The sequence below is a fragment of the Chromobacterium rhizoryzae genome (assembly GCF_020544465.1).
Classification (GTDB): domain Bacteria; phylum Pseudomonadota; class Gammaproteobacteria; order Burkholderiales; family Chromobacteriaceae; genus Chromobacterium.
The window spans coordinates 4,326,438-4,353,101 of sequence record NZ_CP066126.1; the positions used below are offsets into that span (position 1 = coordinate 4,326,438).

Sequence of the window (26,664 nt, forward strand, 5' to 3'; positions counted from 1 at the left end):
TTTGATTGTACGCCGCGAGCCACTTTATGTCAGCGTCGGCCTTTGCCCAGCAGGTAAATTTCGCTGGAACGGTCGCGCGACGCTTTCGGCTTGCGGGTGACTACCTCGTCGAACAGCTCGCGCATGGACTTGAGATAGGCTTGGAAATCGCTGCCCTGGAACACTTTGACGAGAAAATGGCCGCCAGGTTTCAAATGATCTCGCGCAAATTCCAGCGCCAGCTCGCACAGCAGGAAACTCCTGGCCTGGTCGATGGCGCTCATGCCTGACATATTGGGCGCCATATCGGAAATTACAAGGTCCAATTCGCGGCCGCCGAGCAATTGCACGAATTGCGCCAGCACCTCTTCCTCGCGGAAGTCTCCCTGGATGAAGTCGACGCCGGGCACCGGGTCCATGTCCAGGATGTCGAGCGCGAACACCTTGCCGCCGTCGCCGACGATGCGCGCCGCCACCTGCGACCAGCTGCCGGGCGTGGAGCCCAGATCGGCCAGCACCGTGCCGGGGCGGATCAGCTTGTCCTTGTCGTTGATTTCCAGCAGCTTGTAAGCGGCCCGCGCGCGGTAACCGTCTTTCTGCGCCTGGTTGACGTAGGGATCGTTGACGTGTTCCTGCAGCCAGCCATTGCTGCTCTTGCTTCTAGCCATTGCGCTATGCTCTCAAAGGTGGGCAACAGGCCAGCCGCGCTATCCTGTTGTTTTTCATTTATTTTAGGTCCGGACTTTGGGAAAGCGCCCAACTCGAGTAGAATCGGCTTTTGCTTTGTAAATCCGTATTTCTCATGAAAATTGAACTCAAGCCGTTCCAGCGCAAGTATCTGCAGGGACTGGCGCACGGCCTCAACCCGGTGGTGATGATAGGCAACAACGGCCTGACCGAAGCGGTGATCCGCGAAGTCGCCATCAATCTGGACGCCCACGAACTGATCAAGGTTCGCGTGCTGGGCGACGACCGCGAAGCGCGCGTCGCCATGTTCGAGCAGATCTGCGAAGACCTGGGCGCCGCCCCGGTCCAGCACATCGGCAAGCTGCTGGTGCTGTGGCGCCCCAGCGATAAAGAGCGCATCGTTCTGCCCAAGAACAAGCAGGCGCTGAAGGGCTGAACGCCGTTCGCGGCGATCGCGCTTCGTAGAAAAGCGGTGGCATGCCACCGCTTTTGTTTTGTCCGCTCCCAAGGGAGCGCTACGGCGAACAGTCGCTTAATCGTTGCGCCAGACGTAGACCAAGCCCATCAGGCTCTGCACCAGATAGATCAGGCTGGAAATCGCGTGCCAGGTGGCGAAGCCGCCGCCGAACAGGCCTTCGGCCGCATGATTCATCTGCGCCTTGAGATTGGCGATGATGGGGGTGACGGCGAAGTGATTGATCAGCGTGCAGGCCAGCATGCCCATCACCAGCCAGAAACCGCTTTCCTTGACCCCGGCCGCGCCATTGCGGCGGATATGGTCGACCAGCAGGATAGCCCCGCACACCAGCCCCACCCAGGCGATGCTGGCGAACAGCTTGCCCGCCACCATGCCGGCGGTGACCCGATCCAGCATGGCGAACAGCACCGGCGCCACGATGATGCCTATCACCCACAAGCCGCCAATCCAGAACGTCTTGGCAATGGAACGCAACCCATCCATGTCTCAGCCCCTCTCCCGCGCCGCGCCGCGCGCGGACCGCCAAGCCCGCGCGCCGGCGGGATTCAGATGTATTTGACGTCGAGCACTTCGTATTCGCGAATACCGCCCGGGGCCACCACTTCGGCCACGTCGCCGGCTTCCTTGCCGATCAGCGCGCGCGCGATCGGGGAGTTCACCGACACCTTGCACACCTTGATGTCGGCCTCGTCGTCGCCGACGATCTGGTAGGTGACGTTTTCCTCGCTCTCCAGATCCATCAGTTCGACGGTGGCGCCGAACACCACGCGGCCGTCGGCGTCCAGCTCGGCCGGGTTCACGATCAGCGCGTTGGAAATCTTGCCTTCCAGTTCGGCGATACGGCCTTCGACAAAGCCCTGACGCTCCTTGGCGGCGTCGTATTCGGCGTTCTCGGACAGGTCGCCATGCGAGCGAGCCTCGGCAATCGCCTCGATCACGGCCGGACGTTCCACGCTCTTGAGGCGCTGCAGCTCTTCTTTCAGCAGCTCTGCACCGCGCACGGTCAACGGGACTTTGATCATTTCAGAATTCTCTCCAGAGGCGGCATCCGCCTTCATCAAAAGCACAAGCCGCCGTACTGGACGGCGGCTTGAAGTAGCGGGTTATGGGAGGGATTGTAACGGCAAACCCCTCCCGCTTCCAAGCCCCCGCGTCAGGACTCAGCCCTGAATCTGGCTGTGCAGTTCCTGCACGCTGTAGACATCGAACTCCTCGGCGTGGGCCATGCCCACGCACACCGCCTTGGCGCCGGCCAGGGTGGTGTATTGCGGAATCCGCGCCTGCAGCGCCGAACGGCGGATGGAATGGCTGTCCTGAATCGCCTGGCGCTTCTCGTCCACGGTATTGATCAGCAGATCGATTTCCGAGTTCTTGATCATGTCGACGATGTGCGGGCGGCCTTCATTGACCTTGTTGACCACCTGCACCACGATGCCGGCGGCGGACAGATGCTTGGCGGTGCCGCGCGTCGCGCAGACGCCGAAGCCCAGGCGCTGCAGTTCGCGCGCCACTTCCACCGCGCCGTTCTTGTCGCTGTCGCGGACGGACAGGAAGACCTTGCCGGTCTTGGGCAGACGGTCGCCGGCGCCCAGCTGGCCCTTGACGTAGGCTTCGGCGAAGGTCTTGCCCACGCCCATCACCTCGCCGGTGGACTTCATTTCCGGCCCCAGGATGGTATCCACGCCGGGGAACTTGATGAAGGGGAAGACCGCTTCCTTGACCGCGTAGAACGGCGGAATCACTTCCTTGGTGAAGCCCTGCTCGTTGAGGCCGATGCCCGCCATCGCCCGCGCGGCGATCTTGGCCAGCGGCGCGGAAGTCACTTTGGAGACGAAGGGCACGGTGCGGCTGGCGCGCGGATTCACTTCCAGCACGTAGATGGTGTCGCCCTGGATGGCGAACTGCACGTTCATCAGGCCGATCACGTTCAGCGCGCGGGCCATGGCCACGGTCTGGCGGCGGATTTCATCCTGCACCGCCGGGAACAGGCTGTACGGCGGCAGCGAGCAGGCGGAGTCGCCGGAGTGAACGCCGGCCTGCTCCACGTGCTGCATGATGCCGCCGATCACCACGTTCTCGCCGTCGGACACGCAGTCCACGTCGACTTCGATGGCGTCGTTGAGGAAGCGGTCCAACAGCACCGGGCTGTCGTTGGACACCTTCACCGCCTCGCGCATATAGCGCTCCAGGTCGGCCGGCTCGTGGACGATTTCCATCGCGCGGCCGCCCAGCACGTAGGACGGGCGCACCACCAGCGGGTAGCCGATTTCCTCGGCCAGCTTCATCGCTTCGGCCGGCGCGCGCGCGGTGCGGTTGGGCGGCTGCTTCAGGCCCAGCTCGTTCAGCAGCTTCTGGAAGCGCTCGCGGTCCTCGGCGGCGTCTATCATGTCCGGCGTGGTGCCGATGATGGGCACGCCGTTGGCTTCCAGCGCGCGCGCCAGTTTCAACGGAGTCTGGCCGCCGTACTGGACGATGACGCCGAACGGTTTTTCGATGCGGCAGATTTCCAGCACGTCTTCCAGCGTCAGCGGCTCGAAATACAGGCGGTCCGAGGTGTCGTAGTCGGTGGACACGGTTTCCGGGTTGCAGTTGACCATGATGGTCTCGAAACCGGATTCGCGCAGCGCCAGCGCCGCGTGCACGCAGCAGTAGTCGAACTCGATGCCCTGGCCGATGCGGTTGGGCCCGCCGCCCAGCACCATCACCTTCTTGCGGTCGGACGGATTGGATTCGCACTCTTCCTCATAGGTCGAGTACATATAGGCGGTATTGGTGGCGAACTCGGCGGCGCAGGTGTCCACGCGCTTGTACACCGGGTGCAGGCTCAAGCTCCAGCGCTTGGCGCGCACCGCGGCCTGATCCGAGCCCAGCAGCTCGCCCAGACGGCGGTCGGAGAAACCCTTGCGCTTCAGACGACGCAATTCGGCGTAGTCCAGTTCTTCCACCTTGCGGCCGGCCAGTGCTTGTTCTTCGCCGATCAGGTCTTCGATCTGGGCCAGGAACCAGGGATCGATCTTGCTGACCGCGTGGATGTCGTCGCGGCTCATGCCGATGCGGAAGGCGTCGGCCACGTACAAGATGCGTTCCGGTCCCGGCGTGCCCAGTTCGTGGCGGATCGCCGCTTCGTCGCTGGTCACCGGGTCGAAGCCGGCCAGGCCGGTTTCCAGGCCGCGCAACGCTTTCTGCATCGACTCCTGCAAGGTGCGGCCCATCGCCATCACCTCGCCCACCGACTTCATCTGGGTGGTCAGGCGGTCGTCGGCCTGCGGGAATTTCTCAAAGGCGAAACGCGGAATCTTGGTGACCACGTAGTCGATGGACGGCTCGAAGGAGGCCGGAGTGGCGCCGCCGGTGATGTCGTTCTTCAGTTCGTCCAGCGTGAAGCCCACCGCCAGTTTGGCGGCGATCTTGGCGATGGGGAAACCGGTGGCCTTGGACGCCAGCGCCGAGGAACGCGACACGCGCGGGTTCATTTCGATGACGATCATCTCGCCGGTGGCCGGATTGGTGGCGAACTGCACATTGGAGCCGCCGGTGTCCACGCCGATCTCGCGCAGCACCGCCAGGCTGGCGTTGCGCATGATCTGGTATTCCTTGTCGGTCAGCGTCTGCGCCGGCGCCACGGTGATGGAGTCGCCGGTGTGCACGCCCATCGGATCGAAGTTTTCGATGGAGCAGATGATGATGCAGTTGTCGTTCTTGTCGCGCACCACCTCCATCTCGTACTCTTTCCAGCCCAGCACCGATTGCTCGATCAGCAGCTCATGGGTGGGCGAGGCTTCGAAGCCGCGCTCGCAGATGGCCAGGAATTCTTCGCGGTTGTAGGCGATGCCGCCGCCGGAGCCGCCCATGGTGAAGGACGGGCGGATCAGCGTCGGGAAACCCACCTTGGCCTGCGCTTCCAGCGACGCTTCCATGGTGTGGCAAACAAAGGACAGCGGGCAGGACAGGCCGATCTTGGCCATGGCCTCCTTGAAGCGGCCGCGGTCTTCGGCCTTGTCGATGGCGTCCTCGGTGGCGCCGATCAGCTCCACCTTGTATTTTTCCAGCACCCCGTTCTTGGCCAGGTCCAGCGCGCAGTTGAGCGCGGTCTGCCCGCCCATGGTCGGCAGGATGGCGTCCGGACGCTCCTTGGCGATGATTTTTTCCACCACCTTCCAGGTGATGGGTTCGATGTAGGTGACATCGGCCATGTCCGGGTCGGTCATGATGGTGGCCGGGTTGGAGTTCACCAGAATGACTTTGTAGCCCTCTTCGCGCAGGGCCTTGCACGCTTGCGCGCCGGAGTAGTCGAATTCGCAGGCCTGGCCGATGACGATGGGGCCGGCTCCGATGATCAGAATGCTTTTGAGGTCGCTACGCTTTGGCATGGTTCTACTCTTTATGATTGCATTTTGTGTGCCGCGAAGCCCGGACGCCTGGGACGCCCGGCCGCTTCGCGGCGAATATTAAATCTCTGCCTTACAGGCTGGCCGCGGCCAGTTTGGCGCCGAAGCCGACGAACAGCGCGCCCACCGAGCCGCCCAGCGCCGCGCTCAGCTTGCGCCGGCGGCGGAAAGCCTGGGCCAGCCGGTGGCCGGCGACGATCAGCGCGGTCAGATACAGCGTGCTGCACACTTCCACGATCAGCCCCAGCGCGACGAAGGTCAGCGCCGGATGCGGGTAGGCGGGATCGACGAACTGGACGAAGAAGGACACGAAAAACAGGATGGCCTTCGGATTCATCAGGCTGATCAGCAGGGCCTTGACGAAGGGATTCTCCTCGCCCACCAACACCGACTTAGCCTCGGCGGCTTCGCCGCGGGCGGCGCGGCGCCAGGCCGTCAGCGCGCCGCGCAGCATATTGAAGCCCAGCCAGGCCAGGTAGCCGCCGCCCAGGTACTTGACCACGGCGAACAGCGCCGGATTGGCCTTCAGCAGGCCGGCCGCGCCGGTGGCCGCCAGCGTCATCAGGATGAAGTCCCCGATGATGATGCCGCCGGCGCCGGCAAAGCCGGCGCGGGTGCCGCGCTGCGCCGCCACCGACAGCACGTACATGGAGTTGGGCCCCGGCAGCAGTACGATGAGCACGGCGCCCAGCAGATAGGTGGTGAGATCGGTAATCCCCAGCATGTTCCCGCTCCCCCGGCTTAAACGCGTTCCGCCATCGAGGCGATGAAGCGATCGAACAGATAGGCGACGTCTTCCGGGCCCGGACTGGCTTCCGGATGGCCCTGGAAGGAGAAGGCCGGACGGTCGGTCAGCGCGATGCCCTGCACCGTGCCGTCGAACAGCGAACGGTGGGTGACACGCACATTGGCCGGCAAGCTGGTTTCGTCCACTTGGAAACCGTGGTTCTGGCTGGTGATCATCACCCGGCTGCTGTCCAAGTCCTGCACCGGGTGGTTAGCGCCGTGGTGGCCGAACTTCATCTTGGACGTCTTGCCGCCGCTGGCCAGGCCCAGCAGTTGATGGCCGAGGCAGATGCCGAACACCGGCAGCTTGGCGTCCAGGATGTCGCGGATGGCGGCGATCGCGTAATCGCAGGGCTCCGGATCGCCGGGGCCGTTGGACAGGAAGACGCCGTGCGGATTCAGCGCCAGCACGTCGGCGGCCGGGGTCTTGGCCGGCACCACGGTCAGCTGGCAGCCGCGCTCGGCCAGCATGCGCAAGATGTTGTGCTTGACGCCGAAGTCGTAGGCGACCACATGGAAACGGGTGGATGCCTGCACCTGATAGCCGGCGCCCAATTTCCATTCGCGCTCGGTCCAGGCGTAAGGCTTGTCGCAGCTGACCACCTGGGCCAGATCCTGCCCTGCCATGGAGCCGAAGCCGCGCGCCAGTTCCAGCGCGCGCGCCTCATCGACATCCCCGGCCATCACGCAGCCGGCCTGAGCGCCCTTCTCGCGCAGGATGCGAGTCAGACGGCGGGTGTCGATGTCGGCGATGGCGACGACATTGTGCCGCTTCAGATAAGCGGACAAGGAGTCTTCGGCGCGGAAGTTGCTGTGCAGCAGCGGCAGATCGCGAATGATCAGGCCGGATGCAAAAACGGCGCGAGATTCGGTGTCTTCCGAATTCGCGCCGACGTTGCCGATATGGGGATAAGTCAGGGTGACGATCTGTTTGGTATAGGAGGGGTCGGTCAAAATCTCCTGATAGCCGGTGATGGCGGTATTGAAAACCACCTCGCCCACCGTATGTCCGGCGGCCCCGATAGCACTGCCCTTGAACACGGTGCCATCGGCCAAGACAAGGATTGCGGGTACGGTTGACACAAGCTGCTCCTATTGCGTTTGCGGCGGGTAAGGAAAAACCGGCTGCGCCGGTTTTTGTTGGCCCCCTCCGCCGGCCCGGCCGCCTCGCTCGCGCAAGGCCTCCGCCGCGACAGATGGGATCTGTCCCTACCCTAAGTTTTCGAATTGCTTTATGTGAAGAACGGGACTCGATGCCTGGCGCATCAGTCCCGTTTGGTTAAACCTTTCTATAGTAACGCCGCACCGGAAAAATCACAAGAAAATTCGATAACATGACAAATGAACCGTCCTCAAGCCCCTGGACGAATCTGCCATTGCACGCTGGTCGGTCCGCTCGGTTTGCCCAGCATCAGCATCAGCGGTTTCAAGGCGTCGTATTTTTCCGGCGGGCTGTCGGCGCTGCCGGCCAGCGAGAACGCCGCCCCCGGCAGCCACTGGCCCTGGCCGCTCAGATTCAAGGGGCCGTCCAGCGTCGCCACGTTCAAGGCCACGCCCGCGCCGGCGCCGTTGACGTCCATTTGGTAGGAGCCGAACGGCGACAACGGGCTCAAGGGCGAGGCCGCGCCCAGCCAGCTGAGCTGCAGATTGCCGGCCAGTTGCCCGCCCTTGCGGCTGAACTGGCCGACCTTGAGCTGCAGATCGCCGCCCAAGCGCGCCGCCTGCCAGGTCTTGGACAGATTCGCCAAAGCCGCCACCGGCACCGTCAGGTTGACGCCGTTCACTTCCACGCCGCCCCAACTCCACTCCAGCTTGCCGTCCTGACCGTCGCTCTCCAGCAGCCAGATCGCCCGCCCCGACAACAAGGCCTTGGGCTGAAAGCGCCAGCCTATCCGGCTCATCGGCAACACCTCGCCCTTGTCGCCGACATAGACCAGCTGCGTCTTGCCCTGCCACACCGTGCCTTGCGCGCCGCTGAACTGCCAGCGCTCGCCGGTGGCGCGCAACAAGGGCAGCGACAGCAAACTCGCCGGCAAGGCGGCGATCAGGCCGGCCAGGAACAGCGCGCCCAATAGCGCGCCAATCAGCATTTTACGTTTCATGCGCCGCCTCCGGCGTGCGCCAGCAACGCCTTGATATGCACTTGGCCCGGCATCGGCTGCGCCTCCGCCCTCACGCTGAGCACCCGCACCTGGTGCTGAGCCGCCAGCACGCCGGCCAGCTTGACCCAGGCGTCGAACGCCATCGTCCCCTCCATCGCCACGCCGGACTCGCCCTCCGGGCTCAGCTGCCAGCCGGCCTCGGACAAGCCTTGGCTCTGCGCCACCTGACGGATCACCGGCAAGAGTTCCTTGGCCGGCAGCGCCGCCTGCGCCGGCTGGCGCTTCAGTTGCTCGGCCTCCCGCGCCAGAGACTGCACATAGCTCAGCTCGGCTTGCAGCCGGGACGCGGCGGCGCGGTTGCGCTCCACCGATTTGCCCGCCGGCTCCCAGACCCCGGCGTAGAGCACGCCGACGCCGAGCACCGCGGCCATCGCCAGCAGCAGCCCTTGTTCGCGACGGCTGCGCTGCCGCCAGTAGGCGGCGAATTGTTCACGGTATTGCTTCATTTCACGGCTCCCGGGACAGGCTGAGTTCTTTGGTCCCCTGCTGGGTGGCGGTCACGTCCAGGCGGATCTGCTTGGCCGCCAGTTGCCCGCGCCAGCGTTGCAGGGTTTCCGCCGGCACGTCCGCCACTTGCAGCTTGAGCCGGCCGCCGTCGTAGCTGAGGGAGCGGGTCTGCAGATCGCGGCCGCTGAGCGCGGCCAGCGCGCCCATCAGTTCCAAGGCGTCGTCGCGCGCCGGCTGGCCGTGACTCAATCGCAGCTTGTCCACCGCGCGCGTCATCGCCAGCGCGCTGCTGCCCGGCATCGCCTGACCGCCGATCCAGGGCTTGGCCGCGGCACGGATGTCCGCCGACAGGCTTTGTTTCTGCCAGGCGTACCAAGCGGCCTGGCCCAGGGTCAGCGCCAGCTGCACCGCCAGCAAGCCGCCCAGCACCAAGCCGGTCCGCCGCAGCGCCGGCCCCCAGTCGCGCCAGCGCCGATTGGCCGCCAGTTCGCCGTTGGCGAAGTCGAAAGCCTGTTGCGCCTGGCCCTGCCGCCAATCATGAGCGGCCAATTGCTTGGGCTCGCCTTGCCACGCCGGCAGGCGCGAGCCGATCAGGCCGGCCGCTTCGGCGCCGCACACGGTCAGGCTGGCCGGCGGCAGCTGCGCCGCCAGCCGCGCGAACAGCAGTTGTTCCGTCGTTTCGCCGCAGTAGGGCAGCCAGGCCGCGCGCGTGGCGCTCAAGCGCAGCAGCCAGCCCTCGCCGCCGCGCGCCACGCTCCAGCCGTCGCGCGCAGGCGGCGGCAACAGGCTTTCTTCCGGCAGGATGCGGTCGCACAGCCGCCCGGCGCTCTTGAGCATGGCCACGGCGCGGCGCACCGGAAAAGCCTCGGTCACCGCCACCGCTCGGCTGCCGTCCGGCAACTCCCCGCCGATGGCGTAAAGATTGGCGGAGGGATCGTTGATCAAGCCTTCTTCCAGGGCGAAGCCCATCATCGCCGCCGTCGGCTGCTTGACCGAGGCCGGCAACCGCGCCTGGGTGAACAGGGTGCGGCCGGCGGGCAGGATCAATTCGCAGCGATCGGCGCGCGGCCAGCCGGCCGGCGCGCTGTCGCCCTGAGCGCTGGGTTCGCCGCGCGTGCCCAATAGGGCCCAGGGCAGCCCCGGTTCGCTATCGGGCCAACCGGCCCGCAGATACAGTCTAAGCGTTGTCATTCTGGTTTCCGTTTCCCCTGGCCGGCGGCGGACGTCCCGCGCCGTCTTGCCGCCACAGCGTCTTCACCACGTTCATATTGCTGTAGATCAGCGCCCGCATTTCCAGCCGCGCCCGCTCCAGCCGGGCCGAGCTGTCCAGCATGAAGTAATTGGACGCCGCCGCGATATCGGTGTCAGCGATGATGCCCGGCGCCGGCAGCCGCGCCTTGAAATCGTTGGCGTCCTTGTAGTAATTGACCTTGCGCTGATTGAGCAGCACCAGCAGATTGCCTTCGCCCACGCCCGGCAGCAGCGTCTTCATCACCGCCGGCGTGGCGGTGTTGATGTTGATCTGGCTGACGTCGGCCGGCAAGGCGGCCACATGCGGCAGCAGCTTGTCCAAGACCTCCGGGGTGTAACCCGGCAGCCAGCGCAGCATCTCCACCCGCAGCAAGGGGTAGCCGGGCAGGGCCGCGCCCGGCTCCGGCGGCCGGCCCTCTCCCGCCGGCTGGCTGGCGTCCTCCGGATCCTTGCCGCCGCGCAGTTGCTTGACCAGCGGTTCGGACAAGCGCGTGGGCAGGCCCAGCGTGGTCAATAGCCGCTTGTAGAACACCAGCTGGCGCGCATTGGTCTGACCGTTCTGCACCAGCGAATTCAGATTGAAGCGCCCTTGCAGATCGCTCAGCCGGCCGGACACGGTCACGCCCTGGGCCTCGGTCTGCGGCAAGGGCTGGGCCCACAGCTGCGACAGGGCCACCACGCCGTTGCCGGCCGCGCCGTTGTTGAAGCGCAGGATTTCCATCGCCCAGCCCAGACCGGCGTCGGCCACCAGGCGCAGCTGGGCGCGATTGCGGTCGTTGTCGAGCTGGTGCCACCACAGGCCTTGCTGCCACAGCACCAGCGAGGCGGCGGTGGTGGCCAGCGCCACGATCAGCAAGGCCATGATCACCGCCATGCCGCGCTGCTTCCGGCTTCCCGGCGTCCTCATGGCAGCGCCCATATCCGTTTCGCCCATTCATTGCCCGGCATGCGGATGCGCATTTCCAGCGCGCGCGGGCTGTGCGCCGGGCTGGCCTCGCGCGGCGGCCAGTTGTCCAGCCAATTGCCGTCGTCCAGCAGCACGCGCCAGCGCACCGCGGCGTCCTTGCCCAAGAGCACGTAGGCGGTCGGCGCCGCGCCCTGGGCGTCGCCCGCCGCCCAGCTGAGGCCCTGAGCGCCGGCATGGTAGCTGATGCGCTCCTGGCCGCCGGGATAGCGGGCGGAAAAACTCTGCAAGGTCAGCGTCTGGCCGTCGCCGTCGCTTTGCAGCAATAGCTGGCTGCCGCCCAGACTGGGCCCTTGCCCTTGCGTCGGCGCCGGCATCTGGCCGGTCAGATCGCCTTCCAGCCGCCGGAAGGCGCGCGCGGCGTCCACCCATTGCTCGCTGGTCTGCATCAGCCGCTCGCGCGAAATCAGCAAGGAGCCGAAAGCCTTGTAGCCCAGCACCGACAAGATGGCGAGCAAGCTCATCGCCACCAGGATCTCGATCAAGGTCATGCCGTCCTGCCGGCCGCGCATCACGAACCGCCTCCGGCGTTCATCCGCAGATAGCCGGTCATCTCGGCCAGCACGTAACGGCCGTCGCCCTGCGCCAGCACGCGCACCACCACCTTGCGGAAATTGGGATTGGGCGTCTGGCTGATCACGCGCTGCCAACGCCAGCGCGCGCCGTCGTCGTCCAGCTCTCCCGCCTGTTCGCCCACGTCCGGCCATTCGCGGCGCGCCTGCATCAGCGCGATCATGTTCTGCGCTTCCCAAGCGGCCTGCATCCGGCGCTTCATGCCTTCGCCGTTGTCGGCGGCCAGGCCGGTGGCGCGCAACAGCGCGCCCAGCGCCACCGCGATGATGGCCAGCGCCACCAGCACTTCAAACAAGGTAAAGCCGCGCTCGCGCTTCATGAGCCTTCGTCCACCTGACTGCGGCCCAGCGGCGACAGGGTCACGGCCAGGCCGCGCGTCTCGGTCTTGATCTGCAGGGCCAGCGCGTTGGCGCGCCCGTCCTGCCACAAGGGCAGCGGCCGTCCCGCCGGCCAGGGCTGGCCGTCCAGCAACAGCGCCCCCCCGTGCACGCCCTCCGGCCACAGCCGGTCGGCCAGCAGCTCGTCGTTGGCGCCGCCCCATTCGCCGTTGTCGCCGCGGCGCCGGAAGCCGTAACCCTTGGCGTCCCACATCAGGGCCAGCGGATCCCCCATTTCGGCGGCGTCCGCCGCCTGCTCCAGCACCCGCGCCAAGCGGTAGGCCTCGTCCGAGGCCTGGCGATGCGTGTCCGGCCGCATGCTGAGCGTCACCGTGGTGGCCAGCACGCCGATGATCAGCATCACCACCATCACCTCGATCAGGGTGAAGCCGCGCGCCGGAACGGAAGAGCCCATCAACGACTCCGGTCTTACTTGACCGCGTCCCAGTTGCCGATGTCGGCGTCCACGCCCTCGCCGCCCGGCTCGCCGTCGGCACCGAAGCTCCAGATGTCGATCTCGCCGTGCGTGCCCGGGTTGGCGTACTGGTAGGGATTGCCCCACGGGTCCTTGGGCAGGCGCTCCAGGTAGCCGCCCGGCTTCCAGTTCTTCGGCTCCGGCGCCGAGGTCGGTTTCTGCACCAGCGCCTGCAGGCCCTGCTCGCTGCTGGGGTAGCGTCCGTTGTCCAGACGATACAGTTTCAGGGCCTGGCTCAAAGCGCCCAGATCCTGCTTGGCGGCGACGGCGCGCGCCTCGTCCGGACGGCTCATCACCTTGGGCACCACCAGCGCCGCGAGTACGCCGAGAATCACGATCACCACCATGATTTCGATCAGGGTGAAGCCTCGCTGGGCCGCTTTGGAAAGGTGTCGCATATCTACTCCTACTACCGAGGTTTCAAAGGGTCAAAACAGGGAGGGGCCGTCGCCGGACAACTCCCAGACGCCGGTGGGTCCGGCATTGGCCGGCTTGAGCTGGCCCAGCTTTCTCAACTCGCTCGCCGCCCAGCTCATATCGTATTGCCAGGTGTAGAACAACTCGGTGCCTTCCAGCTCGCGAGCGCGCGCATGCCAGATGTGTTTGGCCACCGTCAGCCGGTCCGCCTTGCCGCCGTGCGCGGCCAGCGCCTCCAACACCCATTGCTGTAAAACTGCCTTGTGAGACATTCCGTGCTTCTTTCCGCGAAAATCAATGCACCATCTGGTTCATGTCGATGATGGGCATCATGATGGCCAGCACGATCAGCAAGACCATGCCGCCCATGAACAGGATCAGCAGCGGCTCCATCAGCGTGGTGAAGGTGGCGAGCTTGCGCTCCACCTCCTGCTCCTGCTGCTGGGCGGCGCGGTCCAGCATATGGGCCAGCGTGCCGCTGGATTCGCCGCTGCCGATCAGATGGATCAGCACCGGCGGGAATTGACGAGTGGCGTGCAGCGCGCGCGACAGCGCCACGCCTTCGCGCACCTTGGCCATCGCCTCGCTGACCGCGTCCTGCATCGGCAGCAGGGTCATCAGGCCGCGCGCGGTTTCCAGCGCGGTCAGCAGGGGCACGCCGCTGCCCACCAGAATGGACAGGGTGCTGGCCATGCGCGCGGTGTTGAGCGCGCGCAGCAGGCGGCCGAACACCGGCAGCTTCAACAGCCGGGCGTGGAAGCGCCGTTTCAGCGCCGGCGCGCGCAAGGCGCGCACGGTCAGGAACAGCGCGGCGACGATGCCGGCCAGCAGCGCGACGCCCCATTGCCGCAGGAAATCGCTGGCGGCCACCAGCGCCCGGGTCAGAAAAGGCAGGGTCTGCTTGGTCTGCGCGAACACGCTGACCACCTGCGGCACCACATAGCTCATCAGGCCGGCCACCACCAGGATGGCCACCACGGTGACCACGGCCGGATAGGCCATCGCCAGCATCACTTTTTGTTGGGTGTTCTGGCGCTTGTCCAGGTATTCGGCCAAGCGCGCCATCACGGTGTCGAGATGGCCGGACTGTTCGCCCGCCTGCACCAGCGAGCGATACAGCGGAAAAAACACGCCCGGCGCCGAAGCCAGCGCCTGGGCGAAGCTCTTGCCTTCCAGGATGTCGCTGCGCAAGGCCGCCAGCACGGTGCGGCTGCGCGGGTGTTCGCACTGCTCGGTCACCGCGGTCAGCGCCTTTTCCAACGGCAGGCCCGCGTTGAGCAGAGTGGACAGCTGTTCGGTGATCATCACCAGTTCCGCGCGCGGCAGGCCGCGGCGCAGCGCCGAGCTGCCGGCGTCGCCGTTCTTGGCGCTGACGCTTTCCACCTCCAGCGGCAGCAGGCCGCGCTCGCGCAGCTGGCTGCGCGCGGCGCGCGCGGAGTCCGCCTCCAGCAAGCCTTTCTGCTCCTTGCCGGCGGGGTCGAAAGCGGTAAAACGGAAGGCGGCCATCAGTTCCTCGTCACCCGCATGATTTCTTCCAGCGAGGTTTCGCCGGCCTTCACCCAACGCAAGCCGTCGTCGCGCAGCGAACGCATGCCGTGGCGGGCGGCGTAATCGCGCATTTTCTGTTCGGAAGCGCGATCGTGGATCAAGCGCTGCAATTGATCGTCGACCAAGAGCAGTTCATAAACGCCGTAGCGCCCCTTGTAACCGGAATGGCCGCAGCTCGGGCAGCCCGCCGGCCGGTAGTGCGGAGCGTCCGCCTCCCCTTCCAGCGGCACCGGATGCGGCGCCTTGCAGTGCGGGCACAGCCGGCGCACCAGCCGTTGCGCCATCACGCCCAGCAGGCTGGAGGCCAGCAGGAAGGGCTCGACCCCCATGTCCACCAGCCGCGTCACCGCCGAGGCGGCGTCGTTGGTGTGCAGCGTGGCCAGCACCAGGTGGCCGGTCAGCGAGGCCTGCACCGCGATCTGCGCGGTTTCCAGATCCCGGATCTCGCCTATCATCACCACGTCCGGATCCTGGCGCAGAATCGCGCGCAGCGCCTTGGCGAAACTCATGTCGATGCGCGGATTGACCTGGGTCTGGCCGACGCCGTCCAGGTGGTATTCCACCGGGTCTTCCACCGTCATGATATTGGTGTGGCGCGCGTCCAGCCGCGACAAGGCCGCGTACAGCGTGGTGGTCTTGCCCGAGCCGGTGGGGCCGGTGACCAGCAGGATGCCGTGCGGCTGGCGGATCACCTTGTCCACCGCCTGCAGCGTGTCCGCCGCCATGCCCAGCGTGGCCAGATCCAGGCGGGCGTTTTCCTTGTCCAGCAGACGCAGCACCACGCGCTCGCCGTGGCTGGTGGGCAGTGTGGAGACCCGCACGTCCACCGGGCGGCCGCCCAGACGCAACGAGATGCGGCCGTCTTGCGGAATGCGTTTTTCGGCGATGTCGAGATTGGCCATGATCTTGATCCGCGACACCATGGCCGCGTGCAGCGCGCGGTGCGGGCTGACCACGTCGCGCAGCGAACCGTCCAGGCGGAAACGCACCACCGAGCGGTCTTCAAAGGCTTCGATGTGGATGTCCGAGGCGCCGTCGCGCAGCGCCTGGGTCAGCAAAGCGTTGATCATGCGGATGATGGGCGCGTCGCCCTCACTCTCCAGCAAGTCCTCCACCGTTGGCAAGGACTCCACCATCTGGGTCAGATCCAGGTCCTGGCCGATATCGTCCACCACCTCGGCCGCCGCGCCGTCGCGATTGGCGTAATGCTCGGACAGACGCTTGTCGAACAAGGCCGCCTCCAGCGTCTCGACGCTGGCCAGCCCCTGGCCGTGCAGGCGCAACACTTCGGCCCAGGCCTCCGGCCGGCTGTCTTCGCGCAGCAGCAAATGGCGGCCGCTTTCCCCGTCCAGCAGGATCACGCCGTTGGCGCGCGCGAACGGAAAGCCCAGCGCCGGCGACAGCTTGGGCTTGTTCATTTCGGCTGCGCCTTCAGGCTCTGTTCCAGCGTCGAGCGGATGCCGCCCTCCGGCAGGGACTTCAGCGCTGAATCCAGATTCATCTGCAGCTTTTCCCTCTCCGCCTTATGGCCTTCGCCGATGATGTAGTTGTAGCGATCGGTGGCGATGGAACGCGCGCCCAGATCGTCGCGGATGATGGTGGGCTTGATGAAGATCATCAGATTGGTCTTGTTGCGCTGCTTGTTGCTGTAGCGGAACAAGGCGCCCAGCCACGGGATGTCGCCCAGCAGCGGCACCTTGCTCTCATTGTCGCTGACCGTTTCCTGCAGCAGGCCGCCGATGGCGATGATGCCGCTGTCGTCCACATTGGCGATGGTCTCTATCGTCCGCTTGTTGGTGGTTGGACCTTGCGGGTTTTTCTCGGTGCCCGGCACGATGGTGGACGCTTCCTGCAAAATCTTCATGCGGATGGAACCGCCCTCGGAAATCTGCGGCGTGATCTCCAGGTTGAAGCCTATGGTCTTGCGGTCGTAGGTCTGGAAGGGATTGACCGAGCCGCTGCTGCTGCTGCCGGTATTGCTGTACTGGCCGGTCAGGATAGGCACTTCCTGGCCAATCTGGATCTTGGCCTTTTCATTGTCCATCGCCATCAGGGACGGACTGGACACGATGTTGCCGCCTACCTCGGTCTCCATCGCCTTGGCCAGCGCTCCCATGTTCAGCACGGTGCCGATGCCGGGAATATTGACCGTGCCCTTGACCCAGCCCACGTTCAGGCCGCCGGAGCCCGCCAGGGTGCCAAGCGGCGTGGCGGCGGTGCCGCCGGCCAGCGCGCCGCCGGACAAGCCGATGATGCCGGGGCCGCTGTTGCCGGGGAAGTTGGTGCCGCCGAATACGCCGGCGCCGTTGCCGTTGAGCGCGCCCAGCGCCTGCCATTGCACACCCAATTCCATCGCCCTTTGCGCGGCCACTTCCACCACCAGCGCCTCCACCAGCACTTGGGCGCGGCGCTTGTCCAGCAGGTCGATGACGTTGCGCAGATTCTGGTACATGGAATCCGGCACGTTCAGAATCAGCGCGTTGTTGGTGGGGTCGGCCTGGATCATGGATCCGCCGCCACCGGCCCCGCTGCCGCCGCCGCTGGACGCGCTGTCGCCGCCCACCGGGCTGGCCGCCTGCGCGGCGCTGGCGGAGCCGCTGGACGAGGCGCCGGAACCGCTGCCCGAACCGCTCTGGTTCAGCAGGCTGGTACTGGAGCCGCCGTTGGTGCTCACCGCGGTGCGGCCCTGCAAGGGCCCCGCGTCGCCGGTCATCAAGGCTCGCAGCGTCTGCGCCACCTTGCCGGCCTCGGCGTTCTTCAGATAGACCACGCGCACATTGGCGCCGGCCTGGCTGGGCTGATCCAGAAGCTTGAGCAGGCTTTTGATCTTGCCGATCTTGCCCGGGGTGTCGGCGCGCACCATCAGCACATTGGCGCGCGCGTCCGGGATGATGGTGGTCTTGCCGCCGTCGGCGCCGGCGCCGCTGTCCTGCAACAACTTGTTCAGGCTGCCGGCCAGTTCCACCGCGGAGCCGAACAGCACCGGCACCACCACGGTGTCGCCGGCGGCCGCGCTCTCGATCGAATCGATGATGGACTCGATGCGCTGAATATTGTCCGCGTAGTCGGTGACGATCAGCGCATTGGACTGCGGGTAGGCGGCGATGGTGTTGTTGGGCGACACGATGGGCCGGATCACCGGCACCAGCTGATTGGCGTTGCCGTATTTAAGCGTGAACACCTTGGTGATCAGGCGGTCGCCGTCCCCGCGCGGGATGCCCTTGCTGGCCTTGGCGTGCAGCTTGGCGTCGGCCTCCGGCACGATCTTGACCACGCCGCCGCCCTCCACCGCGGAGAAGCCCTGCAAACGCAAGGAAGACAACAGGATTTGGTAAGACAGCGCGCGCGGCACCGGCTTGCTGGACACGATGTTGACCGTGCCCTTCACCCGCGGGTCGATGATGAAGTTCTTGCCGGTGATTTCGCCTATCGCCTTGACCACGGTTTCGATGTCGGCGTTGACGAAGTTGAGCATCACTCCGTCGTTCTGCGGGGTGGCGGCCAATGCGGCGTTGCAACCGTAGACCAGGGCCAGGATGGCGACAAGTTTGTGGATACGCATATTCAGTCTTCTTATTGGCGAACCATGCTGGCGGAATCCAGCCCAGGTTGCGGCGGGGTTTCAGGATTCACAGGAACCACGGCGGGGGGCGAAACGGGAGCCTGGGAAGGAGGAGAAATCGGAGGCGGCATCGGCGGCGGCGCACTGCCGCCGACCGCGCCGCCCGCACCGGGCACGCGCTCGACCAGCGGCACGAACTGCTCGCTGCCGCCGGAACGCATCAACACGCCGGAGGCGGTGATCTGGGCCAGTTCCCAGCCGTCGGGCGTAGTCTTGCCCAGCAACAGGGCGACGGAGCGGCCATTGTCGTCTATCACCGCGAAACCGGGCGCGCCGGAAGCCTGAGGCGCGTAGACGCCGATCAGCTTGACCGGCGGCAAGGCCGCCGCCTGCTGCGCCACCGGCTCGCCGAACCAGTGCGCCATCGCCACATTGGCGGCGGCGGACTGCGGCGCCGGCTCGCTTAAGCCTCGCCATTGCTTGGCCGCGGGACCCAAAATCGGCGCCACGGTCATGCCCAGCCACACGGCGGCGCCTGCCAGCGCCAGCCAAGGCAAAGCGGCGACCAGACGCCCCAGCGTCGCCGCCGACGGCAACAACCGCTTCCCCTTTTCACTCCAATGGACCACTTGCTTCATTGCATCCTGGCTTCTGTATTCATTCTTGAAATCTAAGCGCGGACCTTGCGGCCAAGTTCAAGCGGGCGCCTCGCGCCGCGATGGGATCGGCCGGGACTTGGCTCGAGCTTGGCTGTGAGTCATGCAGCGGATTATTTGCACGCCATCAGGATACGGTCAATCCAAAAAAAGACCGAATTGCATAGCCAGGCAATATTCAAGCGAATATCAGCGCGCCATGCGATTAATTCTTCTATTAAGAACTATTTTTCCGCCTGATTTCGCACACCGCCCGTAGCTAGGGGCGGAGCAAACACTATGCGGCAAAATATTTTTAATGACAAACGGTTTTTGATGCCGCGCCGCAGCAACCCGCAACAAGGTCTTTTCCATTATCTCAAAGCCTGATTACACGCTCATGCAATAATCGCTCTTGCATCGGCCAGGCAACAAAAAACGCCGCGGCATCCCGCGGCGTCTGTTGCGCATCTTCCTAGAACCACCTCAGAACCAGGCTTCATCCATCTCCAGCACGCTGTCCGCGCCGTCAACGATGGCGGCCGCCAAACCGCCCGCCTGCGGCAACAGATGTTCGCCGTAGAAACGCGCGGTGGCCAGTTTGGCGCGCATGAAGTCCTGATCGGACTCGCCGTCGCTCTGCTTTTCCTTGGCGATCAGGGCCGCGCGCGCCATCTGCCAGCCGCCCAGCACAATGCCCATCAGCTTGAGGAAGGGCACGGACCCGGCCGCCGCCCGTTGCGGCTGTCCGGCGAAGGTATCCAGGATGAAGTCGACGCTGCGGCGCGCCTGCTTGACCGCTTCGTCCAGATTGTCCGCCAGGCTGGCCAGCCCGGCGGCGCGCAGCTTGGCCACGCAGCCGGCGGCCTCTTCCAGCAAGGCGCGTGCGGTGACGCCGCCCTCGCCCGCGGTCTTGCGGCCAATCAAATCCAGGGCCTGGATGCCGGTGGTGCCTTCGTAGATGGCGGTGATGCGCGCATCGCGATAGTACTGCGCCACGCCGGTTTCCTCGATATATCCCATGCCGCCGTGCACCTGCAGCGCCAGGCTGGTGATTTCGTTGGCCTGCTCGGTGTTCCAGCCCTTGACGATGGGGATCAGGAAATTGGCCAGCGCCTGGTTGCGCGCTTTTTCGCTCGCCACCGGATGGCGCGCCGCGCGGTCCAGCGCCGCCGCGGTATACAGGGCCAGCGCGCGCTGCGCCTCCACCTGGGCGCGCATGGTCAGCAGCATGCGGCGCACGTCCGGATGCTGGATGATGGCCACGCCGGACGGATCGGGCGAACCCACCGCGCGGCTCTGTACCCGTTCGCGCGCGTACTCCACCGCCTTCTGGTAGGCGCGCTCCGACACCGCCAGGCCTTCGATGCCCACGCCCAGACGCGCGTGGTTCATCATCGTGAACATATAGTTCAGGCCCTTGTTGGCTTCGCCGACCAGATAGCCGATCGCGCCGTCCTGGTCGCCGAAGCTCATCACCGCGGTGGGGCTGCCGTGGATGCCCAGCTTGTGCTCCAGCGACACGCAGCGCACATCGTTGCGCGCGCCCAGGCTGCCATCGGCGTTGACCAGGAATTTGGGCACGATGAACAAGGAAATGCCCTTCACCCCGGCCGGCGCGTCCGGCAGGCGGGCCAGCACCAGGTGGACGATGTTGTCCGCCATATCGTGCTCGCCCCAGGTAATGAAGATTTTCTGGCCGCTGATGCGATAACTGCCGTCAGCCTGCGGCAAGGCCTTGCTGCGCACCTGGGCGAGGTCGGAACCGGCCTGCGGCTCGGTCAAATTCATGGTGCCGGTCCAGGCGCCGCTGGACATTGGCGGCAGATAGACCTTCTTGAGTTCTTCCGAGGCGTGATGATGAATGGCCTCGATCGCGCCCAGCGTCAACAGCGGCGCCAGCGAGAAAGCCAGATTGGCGGAACACCACATTTCCTCGGCCGCGGTGGCCACCAAGGCCGGCATGCCCTGGCCGCCGTAGGCTTCCGGCGCGCGCAGGCCCACCCAGCCGGATTCGACGTACTGACGCCAGGCGTCCTTGAAGCCGGGCGCGGCGCTGACCTCGCCGTCGCGCCATTTGGCGCCCTGATCGCCCTGCTTGTTGATCGGCGCCAGCACGCCTTCGGCAAACTTGGCGCCCTCCTCCAGAATGGCGTCCACCAGCTCCACCGAGCATTCGCCGTAGCCCGGCAGGCCGCAGACGGCCGGCAGCTCGGCCAGCTCATTGAGCGCGAATTGAATGTCCTTAATCGGTGCTTGATAAATCATCGCCTTCTCCTCGTGTTTGGATGGCTGGGACCGCCGGTTCGGCCGGCAATCGGTTTCTATTCGCAGACATGAAAAAGCCGGCAAGCGCCGCGGCGGGTCCGGCCCGCATCGGGCCGATGACTGCGCGCGGGCGTTGCCGGCTGAATATTATTGTTCCGGGCGGCTCGCCCGGCCCGCTGTCCGCGCCGGCGAGAGACTCGCGGCGCGGATCCGGGATTATTTGGACAACTCGGCCATCAACTCCGGCACTACGGTGAACAGATCGCCGACGATGCCGTAATCCGCCACCTGGAAGATGGGCGCTTCCTCGTCCTTGTTGATGGCGACGATCACCTTGGAGTCCTTCATGCCGGCCAGGTGCTGGATCGCGCCGGAAATGCCAACCGCGAAGTACAGCTGCGGCGCCACCACCTTGCCGGTCTGGCCCACCTGGTAGTCGTTCGGCGCGTAGCCGGCGTCCACCGCGGCGCGGGAAGCGCCCACGGCGGCGGAGAGCTTGTCCGCCAGCGGATCGATCACCGCCTTGAACTGCTCCTCCGAACCCAGCGCGCGGCCGCCGGAAACGATGACCTTGGCCGAGCCCAGTTCCGGACGGTCGGACTTGGTCAGTTCCTGGCCGACGAAGCTGGACAGCTGCGCGTCCGCTGCCGCGGCCACGGTTTCCACCGCGGCGGAACCGCCCTGGCCCGCCGCGTCGAAGGCGGTGGTGCGCACGGTGATGACCTTGATCGGGTCGGCGGACTGCACGGTGGCCAGCACGTTGCCGGCGTAAATGGGCCGCACGAAGGTATCGGCGGATTCGATGGCGACGATCTCGGAGATCTGCGCCACGTCCAGCAAAGCGGCTACGCGCGGCAGCAGGTTCTTGCCGAAGGAGGACGCCGGCGCCAGCACGTGGCTGTAGCTCTTGGCCAGGCCGGACACCAGCGCGCCCAGGTTCTCGGCCAGGCCATGCGCGTAGTGAGCGGCGTCGGCCAGCAGCACTTTGGCGACGCCGGCCACGCCTTTGGCGGCCTCGGCGGCGGCGGCGGCGTTGTGGCCGGCCACCAGCACATGCACTTCGCCCAGCTTGCCAGCGGCGGTGATGGTGTTCAGGGTGCCTGCTTTCAGGCTCTGGTTGTCGTGTTCAGCGATAACGAGAATGGCCATGGCTTACAGCACCTTTGCTTCGGTTTTCAGTTTGGCGACCAGCTCGGCGGCGTTGGCCACCTTGATGCCGGCGCTGCGCTTGGAAGGCTCGGCCACCTTCAGCGTCTTCAGACGCGGAGCGGCGTCCACGCCCAGTTCCGCCGGCGTGGTCTTGTCCAGCGGCTTTTTCTTGGCGGCCATGATGTTGGGCAGCTTGATGAAGCGCGGCTCGTTCAGGCGCAGGTCGGAGGTGACCACCGCCGGCAAACGCAGCTTGACGGTTTCCAAGCCGCCGTCGATCTCGCGGGTAACGTCCACGGTCTCGGCCGACAAGTCCACCTTGGAGGCGAACGTGCCCTGGCCCCAGCCCAGCAGCGCCGACACCATCTGGCCGGTCTGGTTGGCGTCGTCGTCGATCGCCTGCTTGCCCACGATCAAGAGCTGCGGCTGTTCCTTGTCCGCCACCGCCTTCAGCAGCTTGGCCACCGCCAGCGGCTGCAGCTCCGCATCGGTTTCCACCAGGATGGCGCGGTCGGCGCCCATCGCCAGCGCGGTGCGCAGCGTTTCCTCGCATTGCTTGACGCCCAGCGACACCACGACGATTTCGCTGACCTTGCCGGCTTCCTTGAGACGCACCGCCTCTTCCACCGCGATTTCGTCAAACGGGTTCATCGACATCTTGACGTTGGCGATATCCACGTCAGTGCCGTCGGCCTTGACCCGAACCTTCACGTTGTAATCCACAACGCGTTTCACAGCGACTAGAACTTTCATATTCCTCCAACAAACCTCTGGACATCTCTAAAAAGAAACCTGGAGCGGACCGTCGCCGCCGCCGCGCCAAGCGCGGCCGTTTCAGAAATGCCGCCGTCTGGATTGATCGAACGCGGAAGCAGCAATTGCCGAAGCAAGCCTGATTATGCCCCAAGCACAAATTCAAACGAGCGTTTGGTTGATTTGTATTGCATACAGCGTGGCAAAAACGCAACTTATCGCCGATAGTACGTGATTTCTCGGTAATTTGCATTCCGGCCAAAAGCTGTCACAATGCACTGCAACATTTCCCCGTCATATCAAGTCAGGAGCGGTCATGACTGTTTGGTTTGAAGATCTTGGCCTCGGCGATTTCGCCGAATTCAGCAAGACCATCACCGAAGCCGACGTGCTGATGTTCGCCGCCGTGTCCGGCGACAACAATCCGGTGCACATCAATCAGGAGTACGCGGAACAGACGCCGTTCGAAACGCGCATCGCGCACGGCATGCTGACCGCCAGCCTGATTTCCACCGTAGTGGGCACCCAGTTGCCCGGCCACGGCACCATTTATCTATCGCAATCCACCCGTTTCAAAGCGCCGGTGCGCATCGGCGACACCGTGACCGCCCGCGCCACCGTGATCGAACTGAATCCGGACAAACACTTCGTCAAACTGGCGACCCAGTGCTCGGTCCGCGGCAAGGTGGTGCTGGAAGGCGAATCCCTGGTCAAGGCGCCCAGCAAACCCTGAGCTTCAAACGATGACGCCGTGCCGGCCCAGCGCCCAACGCACCGGCTCGGCCACCATCTCGTCGGGAAAATCCAGACGCGCGCGCAAGCCCGCCACCACCTCCGGCGCGGTGGGCGCGTTGCCCAGCCCCACCGCCAGATTGGACAGCCACTTGAGGTAGCCGATGCGGTAAATCGGGCTGCCGGCCATCTTCTCCTTGAACTCGGCCTCGCTCCAGGCGAACAACTCTAGCAAGCTCACGTCGTCCAAACCATGACGCACCGCAAAATCGGTCTCCCGGGTGTCGACCGCGAAACGGTTCCAAGGACAGAACAGCTGGCAATCGTCGCAGCCGTAGACGCGGTTGCCGATCAAGGGCCGCATCTCCTCCGGAATCGCCCGCTTCAGCTCTATCGTCAGATAAGAAATGCAGCGCCGCGCGTCCACGGTATAGGGCGCGACGATGGCCGCGGTGGGACAGACATCGATGCAACGAGTGCAGCGGCCGCAATGGCCGTCCTCCGCCTCGTCCTCCGGCAGGGGCAGGTCGGTGAAGACCTCTCCCAGGAAAAACAGCGAGCCCTCGTTCTTGGTCAGCAACAGAGTGTGTTTGCCGCGCCAGCCCAGGCCGGCCTGCGCCGCCAGCGCCACCTCGGCCACCGGCGCGCTGTCGGTGAACACCCGGTAGCCGAACTCACCTATCTCCCGCTTGATCCGATCCGCCAGCGCCTGCAGCCGGTTGCGCAAGACCTTGTGATAGTCGCGCCCCAGCGCGTAGCGCGATAAATAGGCTTTGCCGCCGTCGGCCAGCACCTCGGCCGACGCGCGCGCCTGCGGCCAGTAATGCATGCGCAGGGAAATAACGGACAGGGTGCCAGGCACCAGATCCGCCGGCTTGACCCGCAAAGCGCCGTGGCGGGCCATATAGTCCATCTCGCCGTGATGGCCGGCGGCCAGCCAGGCGTTCAACTTCTGTTCCGCCTCCGGCGGCAGGCCGGCGCGACCGATTCTGGCGTCGGCAAAACCCAATTCGCGCGCCCAGGCTTTGATTTGGCGCGCCAATTCGGGATAATCCGGTTTTTGTAAAGAGTTTTCGGTCATGGCCATGGATGATACCAGCGTTCGCTGCGGCTACCTGGAAGATGAAACCGCCACCCTGGCGCTGGGCAAAGCCTTCGCCGAAGCGGCGCAAGCCGGCCTCGTCGTCTATCTATTGGGCGATCTGGGCGCGGGCAAGACCACGTTCACGCGCGGCCTGCTGACCGCGCTCGGCCATGCCGGCAAGGTCAAAAGCCCCACCTATACTCTGGTGGAGAGCTATCCTTTTCCTCACTATAGCGTGCACCATTTCGACCTGTACCGTTTCGCCGACCCCGAGGAATGGGAGGATGCCGGCTTCCGCGAATACTTCGGCCCGGACAGCCTGTGCCTGGTCGAGTGGCCGGACAAGGCAGCAGAGCTCTTGCCGCGCGCCGACATCGTGCTGGAACTAGCCGTGGCCGGAAATGGTCGCAATTATCGTTTACTTGCCCACTCAGAAACCGGACAGTCATGCCTGATTCGACTTTCGATCCCCTCCGCCGCCGCTTGATCGGCGCTGCGGCCGCCACCTTCATGCTGTCGGTGAGCCGCGTCGGCTTCGCCGCCAACAGTCAGATCGTCGCCCTGCGCATCTGGCCGGCGTCGCTTTACACCCGCATCACGCTGGAGGCCAGCGAGGCCATCCAATACAAGCAGTTCACCATCGCCAACCCCAACCGGCTGGTGATCGACCTGCAAGGCGTGCAGCTCAACAGCGTGCTCAAAGACATCGGCGGCCAGATTTCCGCCGCCGACCCCTATATCAAGACCGCCCGCGCCGGCCAGTTCGATCCGGACACGGTGCGCCTGGTGCTGGAGTTGAAAGCGGACATCACACCGCAGGCCTTCACCATGACGCCGGTGGCCGAGTACAAACACCGGCTGGTGGTGGACCTCTACCCGGCCGGCAAGCAGGACGATCCCTTGCTCGCCCTGCTTCAGGACTACAACAAGGGCAAGCTGGAACAGCCTGCGCCGCAGATCAAGCCCAAGAAAAAAGACAGCAATCGCCCCATCATCGTGATGCTGGACCCCGGCCACGGCGGCATCGATCCCGGCGCCGTCGGTCTGAACGGCACGCGCGAGAAGGACGTGGTGCTGAGCATCGGCAAACAATTGAAGCGCATGATAGACGCGGAAAGCAATATGAAGGCCTATATGACCCGTGACGAAGACGTGTTCATCCCGCTGGGCGTGCGCGTGGCCAAGGCGCGCAAGCTGAACGCCGACCTGTTCGTGTCCATCCACGCCGACGCCGCGCCCAACCGCGCCGCGCGCGGCTCCTCGGTGTTCGCGCTGTCTGAAAAAGGCGCCACCAGCGCCTTCGCCAAGGCGCTGGCGCAAAGCCAGAACGACGCCGACCTGGTCGGCGGCGTCAAGATAGGCAGCAAGGACAAATACCTGGCCCACACCCTGCTGGACCTGACCCAGACCGCCACCATCAACGACAGCCTGAAACTGGGCAAGACCGTGCTGGGCCATCTGGGCGGCCTCAACAAGCTGCACAAGAGCGCGGTGGAACAGGCCGGCTTCGCGGTGCTGAAAGCGCCGGACATCCCGTCCATCCTGGTGGAAACCGCCTTCATCTCCAACCCGGAGGAAGAGCAGCGTCTGCTCAGCAGCGATTTCCAGCAGCAAATGGCCAATGCCATCTTCACCGGCATGAAAGGCTATTTCTCGCAGGGCGCGGCGCTGGCGGCCAGGGCCTGAGTCCGTCCCGCGGCCAAAACAAAACAGGTCCCGCTCAGGGACCTGTTTTTCATTGCGGCCGGGCGCTCACTCTCCGCGGCTCGCCTCGCTCGGCGACTCTTCCTGCGCCGGCACCCGATAGCTTTCCGTCGCCCACTCGCCCAAATCGATCAGACGGCAGCGCTTGCTGCAAAACGGGCGGAACTGGCTTTGCGGCTCCCAGCGCACCGGCGCGCGACAAGTGGGACAGGCGACAACGCGAACAGAATCAGACATGGCTTCTC

The 26,664-nt window shown here is 65.3% G+C and carries 28 protein-coding genes; 4 read left to right on the forward strand and 24 right to left on the reverse strand.

Features of this window, described 5'->3' with window-relative positions; translation table 11 throughout:
* Positions 1-29 precede the first annotated feature (29 nt).
* Positions 30-647, reverse strand: coding sequence for a 23S rRNA (uridine(2552)-2'-O)-methyltransferase RlmE (gene rlmE / locus JC616_RS19645; protein WP_227104917.1), 618 nt, complete (start codon positions 645-647; stop codon positions 30-32).
* 134 nt (positions 648-781) lie between these two features.
* On the opposite strand from rlmE, the gene yhbY reads away from it, so the two are divergent.
* On the forward strand, positions 782-1,102 hold the full coding sequence (yhbY, locus tag JC616_RS19650; protein WP_107800558.1) for a ribosome assembly RNA-binding protein YhbY: 321 nt from the start codon (positions 782-784) through the stop codon (positions 1,100-1,102).
* Between the two features lie 96 nt (positions 1,103-1,198).
* Here the strand turns inward: yhbY and JC616_RS19655 are convergent, their stop codons facing one another.
* From JC616_RS19655 to JC616_RS19755, 21 genes are all read right to left on the reverse strand, one after another.
* Entirely contained in the window at positions 1,199-1,627 is a 429-nt protein-coding gene (locus JC616_RS19655) for a DUF4149 domain-containing protein (RefSeq protein WP_043591328.1), read from the reverse strand.
* Between the two features lie 62 nt (positions 1,628-1,689).
* On the reverse strand, positions 1,690-2,166 hold the full coding sequence (gene greA / locus JC616_RS19660; RefSeq protein ID WP_048414210.1) for a transcription elongation factor GreA: 477 nt from the start codon (positions 2,164-2,166) through the stop codon (positions 1,690-1,692).
* A gap of 138 nt (positions 2,167-2,304) precedes the next feature.
* Complete coding sequence (carB, locus tag JC616_RS19665; RefSeq protein WP_107800559.1) at positions 2,305-5,514, reverse strand: carbamoyl-phosphate synthase large subunit; 3,210 nt, start codon at positions 5,512-5,514, stop codon at positions 2,305-2,307.
* A 91-nt stretch (positions 5,515-5,605) separates the two neighbouring features.
* Entirely contained in the window at positions 5,606-6,256 is a 651-nt protein-coding gene (gene leuE / locus JC616_RS19670; protein ID WP_107800560.1) for a leucine efflux protein LeuE, read from the reverse strand.
* Positions 6,257-6,273: 17 nt separating this feature from the next.
* Positions 6,274-7,401: a glutamine-hydrolyzing carbamoyl-phosphate synthase small subunit gene (gene carA / locus JC616_RS19675; protein ID WP_227104919.1), complete on the reverse strand. Its 1,128-nt coding sequence runs from the start codon at positions 7,399-7,401 to the stop codon at positions 6,274-6,276.
* A gap of 269 nt (positions 7,402-7,670) precedes the next feature.
* Positions 7,671-8,420, reverse strand: coding sequence for a type II secretion system protein N (locus tag JC616_RS19680; RefSeq protein WP_227104920.1), 750 nt, complete (start codon positions 8,418-8,420; stop codon positions 7,671-7,673).
* A complete protein-coding gene (gene gspM / locus JC616_RS19685; protein WP_107800563.1) occupies positions 8,417-8,926 on the reverse strand; it encodes a type II secretion system protein GspM in 510 nt (169 codons plus the stop codon). Before gspM ends, JC616_RS19680 begins: the two co-directional genes overlap by 4 nt.
* Before the next feature lies 1 nt (position 8,927).
* The gene (gspL, locus tag JC616_RS19690; RefSeq protein WP_227104921.1) at positions 8,928-10,118 is read right to left on the reverse strand and encodes a type II secretion system protein GspL; all 1,191 of its coding nucleotides are present in this window, start codon (positions 10,116-10,118) and stop codon (positions 8,928-8,930) included.
* Positions 10,105-11,052: a type II secretion system minor pseudopilin GspK gene (gspK, locus tag JC616_RS19695; protein ID WP_158274337.1), complete on the reverse strand. Its 948-nt coding sequence runs from the start codon at positions 11,050-11,052 to the stop codon at positions 10,105-10,107. The genes gspL and gspK overlap by 14 nt, the downstream gene beginning before the upstream one ends.
* A gap of 29 nt (positions 11,053-11,081) precedes the next feature.
* Positions 11,082-11,654, reverse strand: a complete 573-nt coding sequence (locus JC616_RS19700) for a type II secretion system protein GspJ (protein ID WP_227104923.1) — start codon at positions 11,652-11,654, stop codon at positions 11,082-11,084.
* Positions 11,654-12,034: a type II secretion system minor pseudopilin GspI gene (gene gspI, locus JC616_RS19705; RefSeq protein WP_107800567.1), complete on the reverse strand. Its 381-nt coding sequence runs from the start codon at positions 12,032-12,034 to the stop codon at positions 11,654-11,656. Before gspI ends, JC616_RS19700 begins: the two co-directional genes overlap by 1 nt.
* Positions 12,031-12,507 (reverse strand): prepilin-type N-terminal cleavage/methylation domain-containing protein, encoded by a 477-nt coding sequence (locus JC616_RS19710; protein ID WP_227104924.1) that lies wholly within the window; start codon positions 12,505-12,507, stop codon positions 12,031-12,033. Before JC616_RS19710 ends, gspI begins: the two co-directional genes overlap by 4 nt.
* 14 nt (positions 12,508-12,521) lie before the next feature.
* Entirely contained in the window at positions 12,522-12,965 is a 444-nt protein-coding gene (gspG, locus tag JC616_RS19715) for a type II secretion system major pseudopilin GspG (RefSeq protein ID WP_019100905.1), read from the reverse strand.
* Positions 12,966-12,995: 30 nt separating this feature from the next.
* Positions 12,996-13,256, reverse strand: coding sequence for a hypothetical protein (locus JC616_RS19720; protein WP_227104925.1), 261 nt, complete (start codon positions 13,254-13,256; stop codon positions 12,996-12,998).
* A 22-nt stretch (positions 13,257-13,278) separates the two neighbouring features.
* Complete coding sequence (gene gspF, locus JC616_RS19725; RefSeq protein ID WP_227104926.1) at positions 13,279-14,490, reverse strand: type II secretion system inner membrane protein GspF; 1,212 nt, start codon at positions 14,488-14,490, stop codon at positions 13,279-13,281.
* Positions 14,490-15,950: a type II secretion system ATPase GspE gene (gspE, locus tag JC616_RS19730; RefSeq protein WP_107800571.1), complete on the reverse strand. Its 1,461-nt coding sequence runs from the start codon at positions 15,948-15,950 to the stop codon at positions 14,490-14,492. The genes gspF and gspE overlap by 1 nt, the downstream gene beginning before the upstream one ends.
* Positions 15,947-18,094, reverse strand: coding sequence for a type II secretion system secretin GspD (gspD, locus tag JC616_RS19735; RefSeq protein WP_227104929.1), 2,148 nt, complete (start codon positions 18,092-18,094; stop codon positions 15,947-15,949). Before gspD ends, gspE begins: the two co-directional genes overlap by 4 nt.
* A gap of 11 nt (positions 18,095-18,105) precedes the next feature.
* Entirely contained in the window at positions 18,106-18,732 is a 627-nt protein-coding gene (locus tag JC616_RS19740; RefSeq protein WP_146176710.1) for a hypothetical protein, read from the reverse strand.
* Between the two features lie 483 nt (positions 18,733-19,215).
* Positions 19,216-20,997 carry an acyl-CoA dehydrogenase C-terminal domain-containing protein gene (locus JC616_RS19745; RefSeq protein WP_227104931.1) on the reverse strand — a complete coding sequence of 594 codons (1,782 nt, stop codon included), beginning with the start codon at positions 20,995-20,997 and terminating at the stop codon, positions 19,216-19,218.
* A 216-nt stretch (positions 20,998-21,213) separates the two neighbouring features.
* A complete protein-coding gene (locus tag JC616_RS19750) occupies positions 21,214-22,146 on the reverse strand; it encodes an electron transfer flavoprotein subunit alpha/FixB family protein (RefSeq protein ID WP_227104933.1) in 933 nt (310 codons plus the stop codon).
* A 3-nt stretch (positions 22,147-22,149) separates the two neighbouring features.
* Positions 22,150-22,899: an electron transfer flavoprotein subunit beta/FixA family protein gene (locus JC616_RS19755; protein WP_227104935.1), complete on the reverse strand. Its 750-nt coding sequence runs from the start codon at positions 22,897-22,899 to the stop codon at positions 22,150-22,152.
* 316 nt (positions 22,900-23,215) lie between these two features.
* Here JC616_RS19755 and JC616_RS19760 point away from each other — a divergent pair, with 316 nt between their 5' ends.
* Positions 23,216-23,632, forward strand: coding sequence for a MaoC family dehydratase (locus tag JC616_RS19760; RefSeq protein ID WP_107800577.1), 417 nt, complete (start codon positions 23,216-23,218; stop codon positions 23,630-23,632).
* 3 nt (positions 23,633-23,635) lie between these two features.
* Here the strand turns inward: JC616_RS19760 and queG are convergent, their stop codons facing one another.
* Positions 23,636-24,718, reverse strand: a complete 1,083-nt coding sequence (gene queG / locus JC616_RS19765) for a tRNA epoxyqueuosine(34) reductase QueG (RefSeq protein WP_370445204.1) — start codon at positions 24,716-24,718, stop codon at positions 23,636-23,638.
* Here queG and tsaE point away from each other — a divergent pair.
* Both tsaE and JC616_RS19775 read left to right on the forward strand, forming a co-directional pair.
* Positions 24,717-25,202: a tRNA (adenosine(37)-N6)-threonylcarbamoyltransferase complex ATPase subunit type 1 TsaE gene (gene tsaE / locus JC616_RS19770; protein WP_370445205.1), complete on the forward strand. Its 486-nt coding sequence runs from the start codon at positions 24,717-24,719 to the stop codon at positions 25,200-25,202. The two genes, queG and tsaE, sit on opposite strands and share 2 nt — an antisense overlap.
* Positions 25,163-26,401: an N-acetylmuramoyl-L-alanine amidase gene (locus JC616_RS19775; RefSeq protein WP_107800579.1), complete on the forward strand. Its 1,239-nt coding sequence runs from the start codon at positions 25,163-25,165 to the stop codon at positions 26,399-26,401. The genes tsaE and JC616_RS19775 overlap by 40 nt, the downstream gene beginning before the upstream one ends.
* 66 nt (positions 26,402-26,467) lie before the next feature.
* On the opposite strand, the gene yacG is transcribed toward JC616_RS19775, so the two are convergent.
* The gene (gene yacG / locus JC616_RS19780) at positions 26,468-26,656 is read right to left on the reverse strand and encodes a DNA gyrase inhibitor YacG (RefSeq protein ID WP_048409544.1); all 189 of its coding nucleotides are present in this window, start codon (positions 26,654-26,656) and stop codon (positions 26,468-26,470) included.
* Positions 26,657-26,664: the final 8 nt, after the last annotated feature.

Coding starts and splice junctions, on each gene's coding strand:
- JC616_RS19710 (WP_227104924.1), bottom strand. CDS start 12,507: ATGGGCTCTTCCGTTCCGGCGCGCGGCTTCACCCTGATCGAGGTGATG.
- rlmE (WP_227104917.1), bottom strand. CDS start 647: ATGGCTAGAAGCAAGAGCAGCAATGGCTGGCTGCAGGAACACGTCAAC.
- JC616_RS19655 (WP_043591328.1), bottom strand. CDS start 1,627: ATGGATGGGTTGCGTTCCATTGCCAAGACGTTCTGGATTGGCGGCTTG.
- gspL (WP_227104921.1), bottom strand. CDS start 10,118: ATGACAACGCTTAGACTGTATCTGCGGGCCGGTTGGCCCGATAGCGAA.
- JC616_RS19750 (WP_227104933.1), bottom strand. CDS start 22,146: ATGGCCATTCTCGTTATCGCTGAACACGACAACCAGAGCCTGAAAGCA.
- gspM (WP_107800563.1), bottom strand. CDS start 8,926: ATGAAGCAATACCGTGAACAATTCGCCGCCTACTGGCGGCAGCGCAGC.
- gspK (WP_158274337.1), bottom strand. CDS start 11,052: ATGGCGGTGATCATGGCCTTGCTGATCGTGGCGCTGGCCACCACCGCC.
- JC616_RS19775 (WP_107800579.1), top strand. CDS start 25,163: ATGCCTGATTCGACTTTCGATCCCCTCCGCCGCCGCTTGATCGGCGCT.
- gspD (WP_227104929.1), bottom strand. CDS start 18,094: ATGCGTATCCACAAACTTGTCGCCATCCTGGCCCTGGTCTACGGTTGC.
- JC616_RS19700 (WP_227104923.1), bottom strand. CDS start 11,654: ATGCGCGGCCGGCAGGACGGCATGACCTTGATCGAGATCCTGGTGGCG.
- JC616_RS19745 (WP_227104931.1), bottom strand. CDS start 20,997: ATGATTTATCAAGCACCGATTAAGGACATTCAATTCGCGCTCAATGAG.
- carB (WP_107800559.1), bottom strand. CDS start 5,514: ATGCCAAAGCGTAGCGACCTCAAAAGCATTCTGATCATCGGAGCCGGC.
- gspE (WP_107800571.1), bottom strand. CDS start 15,950: ATGAACAAGCCCAAGCTGTCGCCGGCGCTGGGCTTTCCGTTCGCGCGC.
- tsaE (WP_370445205.1), top strand. CDS start 24,717: ATGGATGATACCAGCGTTCGCTGCGGCTACCTGGAAGATGAAACCGCC.
- yacG (WP_048409544.1), bottom strand. CDS start 26,656: ATGTCTGATTCTGTTCGCGTTGTCGCCTGTCCCACTTGTCGCGCGCCG.
- leuE (WP_107800560.1), bottom strand. CDS start 6,256: ATGCTGGGGATTACCGATCTCACCACCTATCTGCTGGGCGCCGTGCTC.
- JC616_RS19760 (WP_107800577.1), top strand. CDS start 23,216: ATGACTGTTTGGTTTGAAGATCTTGGCCTCGGCGATTTCGCCGAATTC.
- JC616_RS19720 (WP_227104925.1), bottom strand. CDS start 13,256: ATGTCTCACAAGGCAGTTTTACAGCAATGGGTGTTGGAGGCGCTGGCC.
- gspF (WP_227104926.1), bottom strand. CDS start 14,490: ATGGCCGCCTTCCGTTTTACCGCTTTCGACCCCGCCGGCAAGGAGCAG.
- greA (WP_048414210.1), bottom strand. CDS start 2,166: ATGATCAAAGTCCCGTTGACCGTGCGCGGTGCAGAGCTGCTGAAAGAA.
- JC616_RS19740 (WP_146176710.1), bottom strand. CDS start 18,732: ATGAAGCAAGTGGTCCATTGGAGTGAAAAGGGGAAGCGGTTGTTGCCG.
- queG (WP_370445204.1), bottom strand. CDS start 24,718: ATGGCCATGACCGAAAACTCTTTACAAAAACCGGATTATCCCGAATTG.
- JC616_RS19680 (WP_227104920.1), bottom strand. CDS start 8,420: ATGAAACGTAAAATGCTGATTGGCGCGCTATTGGGCGCGCTGTTCCTG.
- gspG (WP_019100905.1), bottom strand. CDS start 12,965: ATGCGACACCTTTCCAAAGCGGCCCAGCGAGGCTTCACCCTGATCGAA.
- JC616_RS19755 (WP_227104935.1), bottom strand. CDS start 22,899: ATGAAAGTTCTAGTCGCTGTGAAACGCGTTGTGGATTACAACGTGAAG.
- gspI (WP_107800567.1), bottom strand. CDS start 12,034: ATGAAGCGCGAGCGCGGCTTTACCTTGTTTGAAGTGCTGGTGGCGCTG.
- yhbY (WP_107800558.1), top strand. CDS start 782: ATGAAAATTGAACTCAAGCCGTTCCAGCGCAAGTATCTGCAGGGACTG.